The organism is Streptococcus sp. HMSC076H09, from assembly GCF_001811765.1.
GTDB lineage: Bacteria > Bacillota > Bacilli > Lactobacillales > Streptococcaceae > Streptococcus > Streptococcus agalactiae.
In genome coordinates this window covers 39897-56247 of sequence record NZ_KV806593.1, presented here as the reverse complement: position 1 = coordinate 56247, position 16351 = coordinate 39897, and the positions used below count along the sequence as shown (strand labels likewise).

14 protein-coding genes are annotated in these 16351 nt (G+C 35.4%); 12 read left to right on the top strand and 2 right to left on the bottom strand.

Features of this window, described 5'->3' with window-relative positions; translation table 11 throughout:
- Positions 1 to 8: 8 nt before the first annotated feature.
- From HMPREF2818_RS01970 to HMPREF2818_RS01935, 8 genes are all read left to right on the top strand, one after another.
- The gene (locus HMPREF2818_RS01970; protein ID WP_001878367.1) at positions 9 to 545 is read left to right on the top strand and encodes a hypothetical protein; all 537 of its coding nucleotides are present in this window, start codon (positions 9 to 11) and stop codon (positions 543 to 545) included.
- A gap of 71 nt (positions 546 to 616) precedes the next feature.
- Positions 617 to 997, top strand: a complete 381-nt coding sequence (locus HMPREF2818_RS01965; RefSeq protein ID WP_000452063.1) for a DUF1149 family protein — start codon at positions 617 to 619, stop codon at positions 995 to 997.
- A complete protein-coding gene (locus HMPREF2818_RS01960) occupies positions 997 to 1845 on the top strand; it encodes a DegV family protein (protein WP_000761620.1) in 849 nt (282 codons plus the stop codon). Before HMPREF2818_RS01965 ends, HMPREF2818_RS01960 begins: the two co-directional genes overlap by 1 nt.
- A gap of 184 nt (positions 1846 to 2029) precedes the next feature.
- A complete protein-coding gene (locus HMPREF2818_RS01955) occupies positions 2030 to 3238 on the top strand; it encodes a CCA tRNA nucleotidyltransferase (RefSeq protein ID WP_001238958.1) in 1209 nt (402 codons plus the stop codon).
- A 10-nt stretch (positions 3239 to 3248) separates the two neighbouring features.
- The gene (locus HMPREF2818_RS01950; RefSeq protein ID WP_001279326.1) at positions 3249 to 5117 is read left to right on the top strand and encodes an ABC-F family ATP-binding cassette domain-containing protein; all 1869 of its coding nucleotides are present in this window, start codon (positions 3249 to 3251) and stop codon (positions 5115 to 5117) included.
- Positions 5114 to 5587, top strand: a complete 474-nt coding sequence (locus HMPREF2818_RS01945) for a GNAT family N-acetyltransferase (protein WP_000586885.1) — start codon at positions 5114 to 5116, stop codon at positions 5585 to 5587. The genes HMPREF2818_RS01950 and HMPREF2818_RS01945 overlap by 4 nt, the downstream gene beginning before the upstream one ends.
- 66 nt (positions 5588 to 5653) lie before the next feature.
- A complete protein-coding gene (locus tag HMPREF2818_RS01940; RefSeq protein ID WP_000323506.1) occupies positions 5654 to 7393 on the top strand; it encodes an ABC transporter ATP-binding protein in 1740 nt (579 codons plus the stop codon).
- 4 nt (positions 7394 to 7397) lie between these two features.
- On the top strand, positions 7398 to 9167 hold the full coding sequence (locus HMPREF2818_RS01935; protein WP_001227931.1) for an ABC transporter ATP-binding protein: 1770 nt from the start codon (positions 7398 to 7400) through the stop codon (positions 9165 to 9167).
- Between the two features lie 40 nt (positions 9168 to 9207).
- Here HMPREF2818_RS01935 and HMPREF2818_RS01930 read toward each other — a convergent pair whose 3' ends face one another.
- Positions 9208 to 9717: an HdeD family acid-resistance protein gene (locus tag HMPREF2818_RS01930; protein ID WP_000870956.1), complete on the bottom strand. Its 510-nt coding sequence runs from the start codon at positions 9715 to 9717 to the stop codon at positions 9208 to 9210.
- Positions 9718 to 9884: 167 nt separating this feature from the next.
- Between HMPREF2818_RS01930 and gdhA the strand changes: the two genes are divergently transcribed.
- Complete coding sequence (gdhA, locus tag HMPREF2818_RS01925; protein WP_000200433.1) at positions 9885 to 11234, top strand: NADP-specific glutamate dehydrogenase; 1350 nt, start codon at positions 9885 to 9887, stop codon at positions 11232 to 11234.
- Between the two features lie 69 nt (positions 11235 to 11303).
- Positions 11304 to 11714, top strand: coding sequence for a peptide deformylase (locus HMPREF2818_RS01920; RefSeq protein ID WP_000594935.1), 411 nt, complete (start codon positions 11304 to 11306; stop codon positions 11712 to 11714).
- 36 nt (positions 11715 to 11750) lie between these two features.
- Here HMPREF2818_RS01920 and HMPREF2818_RS01915 read toward each other — a convergent pair whose 3' ends face one another.
- The gene (locus HMPREF2818_RS01915; protein WP_000726930.1) at positions 11751 to 13823 is read right to left on the bottom strand and encodes a surface-anchored 5'-nucleotidase; all 2073 of its coding nucleotides are present in this window, start codon (positions 13821 to 13823) and stop codon (positions 11751 to 11753) included.
- Positions 13824 to 14091: 268 nt separating this feature from the next.
- Here HMPREF2818_RS01915 and HMPREF2818_RS01910 point away from each other — a divergent pair, with 268 nt between their 5' ends.
- Positions 14092 to 14532 carry a MarR family winged helix-turn-helix transcriptional regulator gene (locus tag HMPREF2818_RS01910; protein WP_000431168.1) on the top strand — a complete coding sequence of 147 codons (441 nt, stop codon included), beginning with the start codon at positions 14092 to 14094 and terminating at the stop codon, positions 14530 to 14532.
- Between the two features lie 46 nt (positions 14533 to 14578).
- Positions 14579 to 16351 (top strand): ABC transporter ATP-binding protein (locus tag HMPREF2818_RS01905; RefSeq protein ID WP_070455749.1); only part of this gene is annotated, 1773 nt, incomplete at its 3' end.

The following is a 16351-nucleotide window of genomic DNA, read 5'->3' as shown; positions in this document are numbered from 1 at the left end:
ACCATATTTTGTTTCGCAGGAAGTCTATTGAAGAAATTTACAAAAATTATCCTAATATCCCCTATATCTCACCTGAAAGAGACTTGGCTGAAATTAATTTTAGTAAAGTTGTTCCTAGGAAAAATATGGAAGAAACTAGTGAAGGACTCTTGCCTGGAGATATTATCTTATTATGGCGTATACAGTTTGGAACTTTCACAACTGAAACAAGTTTTTCAAAATATTTTGAATACATTTATGGTATAAATGGAAAAGAACACCTAGAATTTTTAATAAAAAATGGATTTGTAAGAATGGAGTCACCGCTTGATTCTTTAGATCACTTATCTGCTCCACTTTTAAAACTATTCTTAAAAGAAAAAAACGTAAAAGGCTTGTCAAAGATGAAACGCTCTGATTTAGATCAGGCAATAGCTATTGCTTTTACAGAAGAGGAATTAGGGAAGTTGTTTGTTGTCAGAGGGTTGGCACTTACAGAAAAAGGTTTAGCAGCCTTGAGTAACAATCAAGAAGTGATTGATAGACATCCTAAGAAGAAGTTCTAGATTCCCACCTGCTTTAAGAATCTACAAATTTATGCTATAATAATACATATTGTCTATCAAGGAGAAAATACATGGAAGTCATTCGTGAACAAGAATTTGTCAATCAATACCACTATGATGCGCGCAATTTAGAATGGGAAGAGGAAAATGGTACCCCAAAAACAAATTTTGAAGTTACTTTCCAATTAGCTAATAGAGATGAAGCAGCAAAAGTAACGAGCATTGTAGCAGTGTTACAATTTGTTATTGTACGTGATGAGTTTGTTATTTCTGGTGTCATTTCACAAATGGCTCATATCCAAGGGCGCCTTATCAATGAGCCTAGTGAGTTTAGTCAAGATGAAGTTGAGAATCTAGCAGCTCCTCTTTTAGAAATCGTTAAACGTCTGACTTATGAAGTTACAGAAATTGCTTTAGATAGACCAGGAGTAACATTGGAGTTTAATAGTTAATGAAATTAGCACTTATTACGGATACCTCAGCTTACTTGCCTGAGGCTATCGAAAATCATGAAGATGTCTATGTTTTAGATATTCCAATTATCATTGATGGTAAAACTTATATTGAGGGACAAAATCTGACATTAGACCAATATTATGATAAGCTAGCGGCATCAAAAGAATTACCTAAAACAAGTCAGCCTAGCTTAGCTGAACTAGATGATCTCTTATGTCAATTGGAGAAAGAAGGGTATACACACGTCCTTGGTTTATTCATTGCAGCGGGGATATCAGGTTTCTGGCAGAATATTCAGTTTCTTATTGAAGAACATCCAAATTTGACAATTGCTTTTCCGGATACTAAAATAACTTCAGCACCACAGGGCAATTTAGTTAGAAATGCTTTGATGTGTTCACGTGAAGGGATGGATTTTGATGTCATAGTTAACAAGATACAATCACAAATTGAAAAAATTGAAGGATTTATTGTTGTTAATGATTTGAATCATCTAGTAAAAGGTGGTAGATTGTCAAACGGTTCAGCTATCATTGGTAACCTTTTAAGTATCAAGCCGGTCTTACATTTTAATGAAGAAGGTAAAATCGTTGTCTATGAGAAAGTGCGTACAGAGAAAAAAGCCTTAAAACGCTTGGCTGAGATTGTCAAAGAAATGACAGCAGATGGTGAATATGATATTGCTATTATTCACTCTAGAGCACAAGATAAGGCAGAACAATTATATAATTTGTTAGCTAAAGCTGGTCTTAAAGACGATTTAGAAATTGTATCATTTGGTGGCGTTATTGCAACTCATCTTGGTGAAGGTGCGGTTGCCTTTGGTATTACCCCCAAAAATTGATGTGTGATAAAAAGAGTTGCTTGGAGGTTGATCCTTATTGCAGATATCAAAGAAGAAGTTAGGAGATTCTTTTTTGATAATTTGAGTAGGTAGGGAGTGTCCCTTAGGCAGTTCTTTTTGTTTCTGAATCCATTTATAAGAAATAATAATGCGACTTTAGTTCGTTTAGATTTGGAATAGTATGATGAGATTAAATTATTTGCCTTCTGAGTTTCAGAAGGCTTTACCAATATTAAAAAAGATAAAAAAAGCCGGTTATGAAGCATACTTTGTAGGTGGTAGTGTTCGGGATGTTTTACTTGACCGTCCAATTCATGATGTTGATATAGCAACGTCATCTTATCCAGAAGAAACAAAGCAGATTTTTAAAAGGACAGTTGATGTTGGTATTGAACATGGAACAGTCTTAGTATTGGAAAAAGGTGGTGAATATGAGATTACCACTTTTAGGACTGAGGAGGTTTATGTTGATTATAGGCGTCCGAGTCAGGTCAATTTTGTTAGGTCGCTAGAAGAAGATCTAAAACGTCGAGATTTCACAGTTAATGCCTTTGCTTTAAATGAAGATGGAGAAGTTATTGATCTCTTTCATGGATTGGATGATTTAGATAATCACCTTCTTAGAGCAGTAGGACTCGCCAGTGAGCGTTTTAATGAAGATGCTCTTCGAATTATGCGAGGTTTGCGTTTTTCTGCTAGTCTAAATTTTGATATCGAAACAACAACTTTTGAGGCAATGAAAAAGCACGCGTCATTATTGGAGAAAATATCTGTTGAGCGTTCTTTTATTGAATTTGATAAACTTCTATTAGCACCTTATTGGCGTAAAGGAATGCTGGCACTAATAGATAGTCATGCTTTTAATTATCTACCATGCTTAAAAAATAGGGAATTACAATTAAGCGCCTTTTTGTCCCAGTTAGATAAAGATTTTTTATTTGAGACATCAGAACAAGCTTGGGCATCACTCATCTTGAGTATGGAAGTTGAACACACAAAGACTTTTTTAAAAAAATGGAAGACATCAACTCACTTTCAAAAAGATGTTGAGCATATAGTGGATGTTTATCGTATTCGTGAACAAATGGGATTGGCTAAAGAACATCTTTATCGTTATGGAAAAACTATAATAAAACAAGCGGAAGGTATTCGCAAAGCAAGAGGCTTGATGGTTGATTTCGAAAAAATAGAACAACTAGATAGTGAGTTAGCAATCCATGATAGGCATGAGATAGTTGTCAATGGTGGCACCTTAATCAAGAAATTAGGAATAAAACCTGGTCCACAGATGGGAGATATTATCTCTCAAATTGAATTAGCCATTGTTTTAGGACAACTGATTAATGAAGAAGAGGCTATTTTACATTTTGTTAAGCAGTACTTGATGGATTAGAGAGGATTATATGAGCGATTTTTTAGTAGATGGATTGACTAAGTCGGTTGGTGATAAGACGGTCTTTAGTAATGTTTCATTTATCATCCATAGTTTAGACCGTATTGGGATTATTGGTGTCAATGGAACTGGAAAGACAACACTATTAGATGTTATTTCGGGTGAATTAGGTTTTGATGGTGATCGTTCCCCTTTTTCATCAGCTAATGATTATAAGATTGCTTATTTAAAACAAGAACCAGACTTTGATGATTCTCAGACAATTTTGGACACCGTACTTTCTTCTGACTTAAGAGAGATGGCTTTAATTAAAGAATATGAATTATTGCTTAATCACTACGAAGAAAGTAAGCAATCACGTCTAGAGAAAGTAATGGCAGAAATGGATTCTTTAGATGCTTGGTCTATTGAGAGCGAAGTCAAAACAGTATTATCCAAATTAGGTATTACTGATTTGCAGTTGTCGGTTGGTGAATTATCAGGAGGATTACGAAGACGTGTTCAATTAGCGCAAGTATTATTAAATGATGCAGATTTATTGCTCTTAGACGAACCTACTAACCACTTAGATATTGACACTATTGCATGGTTAACGAATTTTTTGAAAAATAGTAAAAAGACAGTGCTTTTTATAACTCATGATCGTTATTTTCTAGACAATGTTGCAACACGTATTTTTGAATTAGATAAGGCACAGATTACAGAATATCAAGGCAATTATCAGGATTATGTCCGACTTCGTGCAGAACAAGACGAGCGTGATGCTGCTAGTTTACATAAAAAGAAACAGCTTTATAAACAGGAACTAGCTTGGATGCGTACTCAGCCACAAGCTCGTGCAACGAAACAACAGGCTCGTATTAATCGTTTTCAAAATCTAAAAAACGATTTACACCAAACAAGCGATACAAGCGATTTGGAAATGACATTTGAAACAAGTCGAATTGGGAAAAAGGTTATTAATTTTGAAAATGTCTCTTTTTCTTACCCAGATAAATCTATCTTGAAAGACTTTAATTTGTTAATTCAAAATAAAGACCGTATTGGCATCGTTGGAGATAATGGTGTTGGAAAGTCAACCTTACTTAATTTAATTGTTCAAGATTTACAGCCGGATTCGGGTAATGTCTCTATTGGTGAAACGATACGTGTAGGTTACTTTTCACAACAACTTCATAATATGGATGGCTCAAAACGTGTTATTAATTATTTGCAAGAGGTTGCAGATGAGGTTAAAACTAGTGTCGGTACAACAAGTGTGACAGAACTATTGGAACAATTTCTCTTTCCACGTTCGACACATGGAACACAAATTGCAAAATTATCAGGTGGTGAGAAAAAAAGACTTTACCTTTTAAAAATCCTGATTGAAAAGCCTAATGTGTTACTACTTGATGAGCCGACAAATGACTTAGATATTGCTACATTAACTGTTCTTGAAAATTTTTTACAAGGCTTTGGTGGTCCTGTGATTACAGTTAGTCACGATCGTTACTTTTTAGATAAAGTGGCTAATAAAATTATTGCGTTTGAAGATAACGATATCCGTGAATTTTTTGGTAATTATACTGATTATTTAGATGAAAAAGCATTTAATGAGCAAAATAATGAAGTTATCAGTAAAAAAGAGAGTACCAAGACAAGTCGTGAAAAGCAAAGTCGTAAAAGAATGTCTTACTTTGAAAAACAAGAATGGGCGACAATTGAAGACGATATTATGATATTGGAAAATACTATCACTCGTATAGAAAATGATATGCAAACATGTGGTAGTGATTTTACAAGGTTATCTGATTTACAAAAGGAATTAGATGCAAAAAATGAAGCACTTCTAGAAAAGTATGACCGTTATGAGTACCTTAGTGAGTTAGACACATGATTATCCGTCCGATTATTAAAAATGATGACCAAGCAGTTGCACAATTAATTCGACAAAGTTTACGCGCCTATGATTTAGATAAACCTGATACAGCATATTCAGACCCTCACTTAGATCATTTGACCTCATACTACGAAAAAATAGAGAAGTCAGGATTCTTTGTCATTGAGGAGAGAGATGAGATTATTGGCTGTGGCGGCTTTGGTCCGCTGAAAAATCTAATTGCAGAGATGCAGAAGGTGTACATTGCAGAACGTTTCCGTGGTAAGGGGCTTGCTACTGATTTAGTGAAAATGATTGAAGTAGAAGCTCGAAAAATTGGGTATAGACAACTTTATTTAGAGACAGCCAGTACTTTGAGTAGGGCAACTGCGGTTTATAAGCATATGGGATATTGTGCCTTATCGCAACCAATAGCAAATGATCAAGGTCATACAGCTATGGATATTTGGATGATTAAAGATTTATAAGTTGAAAGTGGATTAGTGAACATGGATTAATTATTTTGAGATAAGAGGAAAGAAAAGGAGACATATATGGCATATATTTGGTCTTATTTGAAAAGGTACCCCAATTGGTTATGGCTTGATTTACTAGGAGCTATGCTTTTTGTGACGGTTATCCTAGGAATGCCCACAGCCTTAGCGGGTATGATTGATAATGGCGTTACAAAAGGTGATCGGACTGGAGTTTATCTGTGGACGTTCATCATGTTTATATTTGTTGTACTAGGTATTATTGGGCGTATTACGATGGCTTACGCATCTAGTCGCTTAACGACAACAATGATTAGAGATATGCGTAATGATATGTATGCTAAGCTTCAAGAATACTCCCATCATGAATATGAACAGATAGGTGTATCTTCACTAGTGACACGTATGACAAGCGATACTTTTGTTTTGATGCAATTTGCTGAAATGTCTTTACGTTTAGGCCTAGTAACTCCTATGGTAATGATTTTTAGCGTGGTTATGATACTAATTACGAGTCCATCTTTGGCTTGGCTTGTAGCGGTTGCGATGCCTCTTTTGGTAGGAGTCGTTTTATATGTAGCTATAAAAACAAAACCTTTATCTGAAAGACAACAGACTATGCTTGATAAAATCAATCAATATGTTCGTGAAAATTTAACAGGGTTACGCGTTGTTAGAGCCTTTGCAAGAGAGAATTTTCAATCACAAAAATTTCAAGTCGCTAACCAACGTTACACAGATACTTCAACTGGTCTTTTTAAATTAACAGGGCTAACAGAACCACTTTTCGTTCAAATTATTATTGCAATGATTGTGGCTATCGTTTGGTTTGCTTTGGATCCCTTACAAAGAGGTGCTATTAAAATAGGGGATTTAGTTGCTTTTATCGAATATAGCTTCCATGCTCTCTTTTCATTTTTGCTATTTGCCAATCTTTTTACTATGTATCCTCGTATGGTGGTATCAAGCCATCGTATTAGAGAGGTGATGGATATGCCAATCTCTATCAATCCTAATGCCGAAGGTGTTACGGATACGAAACTTAAAGGGCATTTAGAATTTGATAATGTAACATTCGCTTATCCAGGAGAAACAGAGAGTCCCGTTTTGCATGATATTTCTTTTAAAGCTAAGCCTGGAGAAACAATTGCTTTTATTGGTTCAACAGGTTCAGGAAAATCTTCTCTTGTTAATTTGATTCCACGTTTTTATGATGTGACACTTGGAAAAATCTTAGTAGATGGAGTTGATGTAAGAGATTATAACCTTAAATCACTTCGCCAAAAGATTGGATTTATCCCCCAAAAAGCTCTTTTATTTACAGGGACAATAGGAGAGAATTTAAAATATGGAAAAGCTGATGCTACTATTGATGATCTTAGACAAGCGGTTGATATTTCTCAAGCTAAAGAGTTTATTGAGAGTCACCAAGAAGCCTTTGAAACGCATTTAGCTGAAGGTGGGAGCAATCTTTCTGGGGGTCAAAAACAACGGTTATCTATTGCTAGGGCTGTTGTTAAAGATCCAGATTTATATATTTTTGATGATTCATTTTCTGCTCTCGATTATAAGACAGACGCTACTTTAAGAGCGCGTCTAAAAGAAGTAACCGGTGATTCTACAGTTTTGATAGTTGCTCAAAGGGTGGGTACGATTATGGATGCTGATCAGATTATTGTCCTTGATGAAGGCGAAATTGTCGGTCGTGGTACCCACGCTCAATTAATAGAAAATAATGCTATTTATCGTGAAATCGCTGAGTCACAACTGAAGAACCAAAACTTATCAGAAGGAGAGTGATTGTATGAGAAAAAAATCTGTTTTTTTGAGATTATGGTCTTACCTAACTCGCTACAAAGCTACTCTTTTCTTAGCGATTTTTTTGAAAGTTTTATCTAGTTTTATGAGTGTTCTGGAGCCTTTTATTTTAGGGTTAGCGATAACAGAGTTGACTGCTAACCTTGTTGATATGGCTAAGGGAGTTTCTGGGGCAGAATTGAACGTTCCTTATATTGCTGGTATTTTGATTATTTATTTTTTCAGAGGTGTTTTCTATGAATTAGGTTCTTATGGCTCAAATTATTTTATGACTACTGTCGTTCAAAAAAGTATCCGTGATATCCGTCATGATTTGAATCATAAAATCAATAAAGTTCCTGTATCGTATTTTGATAAGCACCAATTTGGAGATATGTTGGGACGTTTTACAAGTGATGTTGAAACGGTCTCAAATGCTTTACAACAGAGCTTTTTACAGATTATCAATGCTTTTTTAAGTATTATTTTAGTAGTCGTTATGGTACTTTATCTAAATGTACCATTAGCCATGATTATCATTGCTTGTATTCCTGTAACTTATTTTAGTGCACAAGCGATACTAAAAAGATCCCAACCTTACTTTAAAGAACAGGCAAAGATTCTGGGAGAACTGAATGGTTTTGTACAAGAGAAATTAACTGGTTTCAATATCATAAAATTATATGGTAGAGAAGAGGCGTCTAGTCAAGAATTTCGTGATATAACGGATAATCTACGTCATGTAGGTTTCAAAGCTAGCTTCATTTCAGGAATTATGATGCCAGTATTGAATGGTATCTCTGATTTTATTTACCTTATCATTGCATTTGTTGGCGGTTTACAAGTTATTGCTGGTACCTTAACAATTGGTAACATGCAGGCATTTGTGCAGTATGTTTGGCAAATTAGTCAACCCGTTCAAACCATTACACAATTAGCAGGTGTTTTGCAAAGTGCAAAATCTTCCTTAGAACGTATTTTTGAAGTCTTAGATGAAGAAGAGGAAGCCAATCAAGTCACTGAAAAATTGAGCCATGACTTAACCGGTCAAGTCAGCTTTCATGGTGTCGATTTTCACTATTCTCCGGATAAGCCACTTATCCGCGACTTTAACTTAGACGTAGAACCAGGGCAAATGATTGCAATTGTAGGGCCAACAGGTGCAGGTAAGACAACACTTATAAACTTACTCATGAGATTCTACGATGTTAGTGAAGGTGCTATCACCGTAGATGGTCACGATATTAGACACCTATCACGCCAAGATTTCCGGCAACAATTTGGCATGGTGTTGCAAGATGCTTGGTTATATGAAGGTACAATAAAAGAAAATCTTAGATTCGGTAATCTTGAAGCCAGTGATGAGGATATAGTTGCTGCTGCCAAAGCTGCGAATGTTGACCACTTTATTCGAACGTTACCTGGTGGCTACAATATGGTGATGAATCAAGAATCAAGCAATATCTCCTTAGGACAAAAGCAACTGTTGACTATTGCACGTGCTTTATTAGCAGATCCTAAAATTTTAATTTTAGATGAAGCGACTTCATCTGTTGATACAAGGTTGGAATTGCTTATTCAAAAAGCTATGAAAAAATTGATGGAAGGAAGAACTAGTTTTGTCATTGCACACCGTCTATCAACGATTCAAGAGGCAGACAACATTTTAGTTCTAAAGGATGGTCAAATCATCGAACAAGGTAATCACCAGAAACTCCTAGCAGATAAAGGATTTTATTACGAATTATATAATAGCCAATTTTCAAATAGTAAATGACGTCATCAATAGATAAAAAAAGGACACGAAACATGTCCTTTTAATAATTAATACGAGTAAAAGTGTAAATAGCCGAAGCTCCAATTGCTATTAATATAAAGGCTACAAATCTTCCAATGATGGCTGCTGATAAGGTAGGTTGAACCAGTAAAATAATACCTAAAATGAGTGCAATATAAGCCGAACGTTTATAGGATTTGGCACCTGGGAAATTAATTTTTTGCATTTGGAAACCACCCAAAAGTCGTAAAATACCAGATACCAGTAGCCAGTATGCTAAAATAGTCATGACAGTATTTGAAAGTGACATTGCTGAGCTGGATAGTAAAATGATACCAAAAATAATAGCAAGGATACTCTGAACCAGATACCAAGGGCTACGGTGATAAGAATCAGCTTGCAAGTAGCGTACTAAATTTGAAATGCCATAAATAAAGATAAATAAAGCAATGAACCAACCCAGAGTTGCAACAACCGTTACAGGATTTATAAAGAGATAGAAGCCAGCTAATAAGGCAATTATACCTCCAACAAGTGGGAACCATTTCATATAGATACTCCAATCAAATATTTGTCTCATTATAGAACGAAAGTCAGTAAAAGTCAAATAATTACCTTTAAAATTGCTCCTAATAATGATACCATAGCAAATAGTTGACAAGAAAATTCTGACAATTTATAATGCTAACTATATTAAAACAATACGGAGGAAAATAAATGACAAGCGGAAAGACATATGTAGCAAGTGTTTTAGAGAAAGTGAAGAAGCAAAATGAGCATGAGGAAGAATTTCTACAAGCGGTTGAAGAGGTTTTTGAGTCACTAGTACCAGTTTTTGATAAATACCCTCAGTACATTGAAGAAAATCTTTTAGAACGTTTGGTTGAGCCTGAGCGCGTGATTTCTTTTAGAGTTCCATGGGTAGATGATAAAGGCCAAGTTCAAGTTAACCGAGGATATCGTGTACAATTTTCATCAGCTATTGGTCCTTATAAAGGTGGTTTACGTTTTCACCCTACAGTAACACAATCTATTGTCAAATTTTTAGGATTTGAACAAATTTTTAAGAATTCACTGACAGGTCTACCAATTGGTGGTGGCAAAGGAGGGTCGAACTTTGATCCAAAAGGGAAATCAGATAATGAAGTGATGCGTTTCACACAAAGTTTTATGACCGAACTTCAAAAATACATTGGACCAGATTTAGATGTGCCAGCTGGCGATATTGGAGTAGGTGGACGTGAAATTGGTTATCTTTATGGTCAATATAAGCGTTTAAATGGTTATCAAAATGGGGTTTTAACCGGAAAAGGACTGACTTATGGTGGCTCTTTGGCTCGTACAGAAGCAACTGGTTATGGGGCAGTCTATTTTGCTAAAGAAATGCTGGCAGCGTGTGGTCAAGATTTAACTGGCAAAGTTGCACTGGTTTCGGGATCTGGTAACGTGGCTATTTATGCTACTGAAAAATTACAAGAGTTGGGTGCAACTGTTGTAGCTGTGTCAGATTCTTCAGGTTATGTTTATGATCCAGACGGTATTGACCTTGAAACATTGAAACAGATAAAAGAGGTTGAAAGAGCACGTATTGTTAAATATACGGAGAAACATCCAAAAGCTAATTTCACACCAGCAGATCAAGGTAGTATCTGGTCTATTAAAGCAGATTTAGCTTTCCCGTGTGCTACTCAAAACGAATTAGACGAAGAAGACGCTAAGTTATTAGTTGAAAATGGTGTCTTGGCAGTAACAGAAGGAGCAAATATGCCATCTAGCTTGGGTGCTATTAAAGTTTTCCAAAAGGCAGGGGTTGCTTTTGGTCCTGCTAAAGCTGCCAATGCAGGAGGAGTAGCTGTTTCAGCGCTTGAAATGGCACAAAATTCTAGTCGTAGGGCATGGACTTTTGAAGAAGTTGATCAAGAATTGCAACGTATTATGAAAACTATTTTTGTGAATGCTTCCAAAGCGGCTGATGAATTTGGCGATAGTGGTAACCTGGTTCTAGGTGCTAACATTGCAGGCTTTTTAAAAGTTGCTCAAGCTATGTCTGCACAAGGTATTGTTTAATCTCTTATCATAGTCCTTAGCTAACCTATGGTATACTAGTATTATCATAATAGAGTTAGGTTAAAATAAATGATAAAACCAATTGTTAGAGATACTTTCTTTTTACAACAAAAATCACAAATGGCTAGTAGAGCAGATGTGAGCTTAGCAAAAGATTTACAGGATACTTTGCATGCTAATCAAAATTATTGTGTAGGTATGGCAGCCAATATGATTGGTAGTCTGAAGCGTGTCATTATCATCAATGTGGGTATTACAAATTTAGTAATGTTTAACCCTGTATTAGTTGCAAAATCGGATCCATATGAGACAGAAGAATCTTGCCTTTCTCTCGTAGGTTGCAGAAGTACACAACGATATCATCACATTACGATTTCTTATCGTGATATCAATTGGAAAGAACAGCAAATCAAGTTGACAGATTTTCCAGCTCAAATTTGTCAACACGAGTTAGATCATTTGGAAGGCATATTGATATAAAAATAGGTTTGGATATTTTATCCAAACCTATTTTTATTATTTCATATGTTTTTTCTTTGTATTTAAAGCAATTCCTATAAGTCCAACACCAAAGACAGACATAAGGAATGATTGTCCATATTCAGAGTTTGTTTTTGGTAATTGTTTTGATTTTACAGTAGTGGAGTTTGATGGTTTGCCATAATTTCTCATAGGGTTAATAGCTGTAAATTGGTGTAATTGTTTTTTGTGAATTGTAGTTACAGGGTTGATTTTTGTAGATTTTGATTTTGTTTGGTTTAAAGTGTCTGATACAATCTCTTGTGCTACAATATTTCCTTGTCGATCTAAATAAAGTTTCTTAATAATGCTATATGTACCATCATTTTGTGTAATAGTTTCATTAACCATCTTCATAGTGACATAGATTTTAGGTTTATTATTTGGAACGCTCACTTTTTTACCAGCTTTTTCTAAATCAGTGATATAGGCCATAAATACCTCTGTATCGGGATTAATGGCTCCTAGAAGTTTGGCATTTCTGAAGCTTGCAAAGCCATCACCACCACCGAATAAAAAGTCATTGATAACTAATTTGTATTTTGCATCAGGATTGATTTCCTCACCATTTGATTTATAAGCTTTTACAACTTTAAATGGTGTTTCTTCCCCGCCCTCTTTATTATCTGTGTAAGTGTATCGCAGACCAGCTATTTGAAGGAAGAAATTTTGTTTTTGGTCGTATTGTTCGTTGAGTGCTTTATAAAGATCTCTACCAGTAATTTCGACGACTTGTAAGATATTACCAAAAGGTTGAACTGCTTGTGCAGCTCCCCAGGTGATTGTTCCATCTGGTTTGATGAGTAAGTCAGCACGAATGCCACCATTATTTGTCATGGCAAAATCGATATCTGGCCAGCTTTTTCGAGCAATTGCTAGTTGAGCCTCTGTGATGAGGCTGCCTACAGGACTAACATTATCTTGATCAACAGAACGCGTAATCATGCCACTTACCTCGGCAGTACCAATTTTAGCTTCTGTTACTTGTTTAACGATAGTATTAGCTTGGTCAACAATGGCTTGAATATCGGCACTACCTGTTTTTTTACCAGGAGCAACTGCAATTACTTTAGCTGAAGGGGTTTCAATGAAATCTTGTGTATCAGTATCTAGGACACCACGTACATCAGCATAGGCTTTTCCTTGAGAGAGCGCTTGTACAATACGAGTTTTACCAACAAGACCATTTGTATATTGATGATTGTGTCCAGCAAAGACAATATCTACGCTATTTTCAGGGAAGAGTTGATTGACTTTTTTCATCATTTCTGCTGCTTCACCTTCAGCAATATCATCCTTGCTTGTTGCAGGTACATGAGCAAGGACTACAATAGCCTTGACATTTTTAGCTTGTAATTCTTTGGCGTATTTAACGATTGTTTCAGCTTCATCTAAAAATTCATATTGTTCATAATTTTTACGTAAGACAAGGTTTGGGATGTCTTTGGTAACGATTCCGATAAAGCCAACGTTCACACTTTTGTTATTTACAGGAATATTTTTAATAGTGTAAGGTTTCCAATTGTAAGGGATTTGTTTGTTAACTTTATCAATAACGTTTGCCACTACAATTTCTTGTTTTGCAGCTTCGTGTGGGTATGATTTCGTAATATTATTTATATTAGAATCTGGAGCAGGGGCCTTTCCAGTAACGATACGATTGTATTCTGCCAAACCTTCATCAAATTCATGGTTACCTAATGTGCCATACTCAACATTCATTGCATTAAATGTTTTAACGGTTGGTTCATCTTGAAGAAGCCCTGAGTTAGCTGGACTTGCTCCAACCATATCACCAGCTTGAACTCTAATGCTTTCACCATTAGGGTTAGTTTGTTTGAAATCTTTTTGAGCATCATCCATATAAGCATCTAATTGAGCAGCAGTGCCAGCATTAGTAACTTTTCCGTCAGGCATATTTGCTGTTCCAGTATTGTCAAGTGCACCATGAAAGTCATTGACGCCTATAACTTGGACGCCGACTTGGTCAGCGAATACGCTTGAGAACATAATAGAAGTCCCAGCGACTAAACCAAGGACACTACTTTTCAAAATAATTTTCTTTTTCATTTAAATCTCCTGTAAATTAAATAAGTATTACATTTGTATTTTACTATCATTTACATTAAAAATCAATATAAATTTATAATTAAAAATATAAAAAGCGAACATATATTTTTAATATTAAAAAGTAAGCGAAATCATTTTTTATTTGACGAATGATAGGTGTTTTTTAGAAATATTAATGTAAAAATAGTTCTCACGGTAACTTTTAATTGACAATTAATAAAGGTTGTTTTAAAATAGTTCTCACGATAACTATTAAAGGAGTATTATTATGGAGAATCCTCTTCAAAAAGCACGAATACTTGTTAATCAACTTGAAAAGTATTTAGATCGTTATGCAAAAGAGTATGATGTTGAACATTTAGCGGGTCCACAAGGACACTTAGTGATGCATCTCTATAAACATCCTGACAAGGATATGTCTATAAAAGATGCTGAAGAAATTTTACACATCTCTAAGTCTGTAGCTTCTAATTTGGTAAAACGGATGGAAAAAAATGGATTTATTGCGATTGTTCCATCTAAGACAGATAAGCGTGTGAAATACCTTTATTTGACTCATCTAGGTAAACAAAAGGCTACACAATTTGAAATTTTCTTAGAAAAATTGCACAGTACCATGTTAGCAGGTATTACTAAAGAAGAGATACGTACTACCAAAAAGGTTATTAGAACATTAGCTAAAAATATGGCGATGGAAGATTTTGATTAACTATTTTAGGATAATAGGATAAATATGAAAGTAAAAGGAGTTTGCGATGTTTAATATTTTCAAGCGACTCAATGGTAAAGAATGGTTGATGATTGTGGCGAGTACTATATTAGTGTGTCTAGCGGTTTGGATGGACCTAAAGACTCCAGAATATATGTCTGATATCACACGTATGTTGCAAACTAAAGGTACAAAGTTAGAGGCTCTTTGGGATCCTGGACTAAAAATGCTTGCCTTTTCATTTGGTAGTTTTTTAGTAGCAGTAATGGTAGGTTTTTTAGGTGCTAGGACAGCAGCTAGTTTTACTAGTCGATTACGTTCAGATATTTTTAACCATGTGATGGATTATTCTGATGCAGAAATTAAGCGATTTTCTATCCCCTCTCTATTAACGCGCACAACTAACGACTTGACTCAGCTACAGATCCTTATTGTAATGGGAATGCAGGTTGTTACCCGTGGACCAATTATGGCAATATGGGCTTTGACTAAAATTTGGGGTAAAAGCGATCAATGGACTGGGGCAGTTGGAGTAGCGGTTATTATCGTTATGATATTACTTAGCGTTCTACTCTTACTCGCTTTTCCGAGACAACGTCAAATCCAAGGTTTTACAGATGCGCTTAATGCAACTACTAGAGAGGCACTCTCTGGTGTTAGAGTTATTCGTGCCTACAATGCTGAAAAGTATCAAACAGATAAGTTCAAACGTGAAAATGACGATTTAACAAAATTGAACCTTTTTGTTTATAGATTGATGTCGCTTATGAATCCTGTGATGACAGTGGTTTCATCTGGATTGACTTTAGCTATTTATTGGATTGGCTCTTATTTGATTAATGATATCTCTGTGCCTAAAGTTACAGGAACAAGTGTATCTGTATTGGCTGCTAAATCAGCTATCACTGATCGAGTGGATCTTTTTTCAAACATGGTTGTTTTTTCATCTTATGCTATGCAAGTTGTTATGGGATTTATGATGATGGTAGCTATTTTTATCATCATGCCTCGTGCTTTAGTATCGGCTAGACGTATTAATGAGGTACTAACTTTAGCCCCAACAGTAACTTTTAAAGAAAATAGTCATATTCAAAGTGCACAAAAAGGTCAAATTGAGTTTCAAGATGTGTCATTTCATTATAGTAAAGATTCTGAAGCGGTTATTGAACATGTATCTTTCAAAGCAGATACTGGTCAGACAGTGGCATTTATTGGGTCTACAGGTTCTGGAAAATCCACTTTAGTCAATTTAGTTCCACGTTTTTATGACGCCACAGAGGGGGCAATTAAACTTGATGGCATTGATATAAAGGAATACTCTCACAATGATTTGAATAATAAAATTGGCTATATTCCACAGAAAGCTGTTCTCTTTAGTGGGACAGTACGTTCTAATATGATTTTGGGAGAGAGTGGCAGGGAGGAACTTAGTGATGAAGAAATTTGGCAAGCACTCGAATTAGCGCAAGCTAAAGAATTTATCGAGGCTAAAGAAAAAGGATTAGATACAGAAGTCGCTCAAGGTGGTAGTAACTTTTCAGGAGGACAAAAACAACGCTTGGCAATTGCACGTGCTTTAGCACGTCACCCTGAAATTCTCATTTTTGATGACTCATTTTCAGCGTTAGATTATAAAACAGATCATATTTTACGCCATGAGGTGAAAGAAAAAACAGCTGCTATGACGAAATTAATTGTCGCTCAACGCATTTCAACTATCATGGATGCTGATCTCATTTTAGTGCTAGATCAAGGTAAAGTTGTTGGGCAAGGAACACATAAGGAATTGTTATCAAATAATGAAGTGTATCAAGAGATA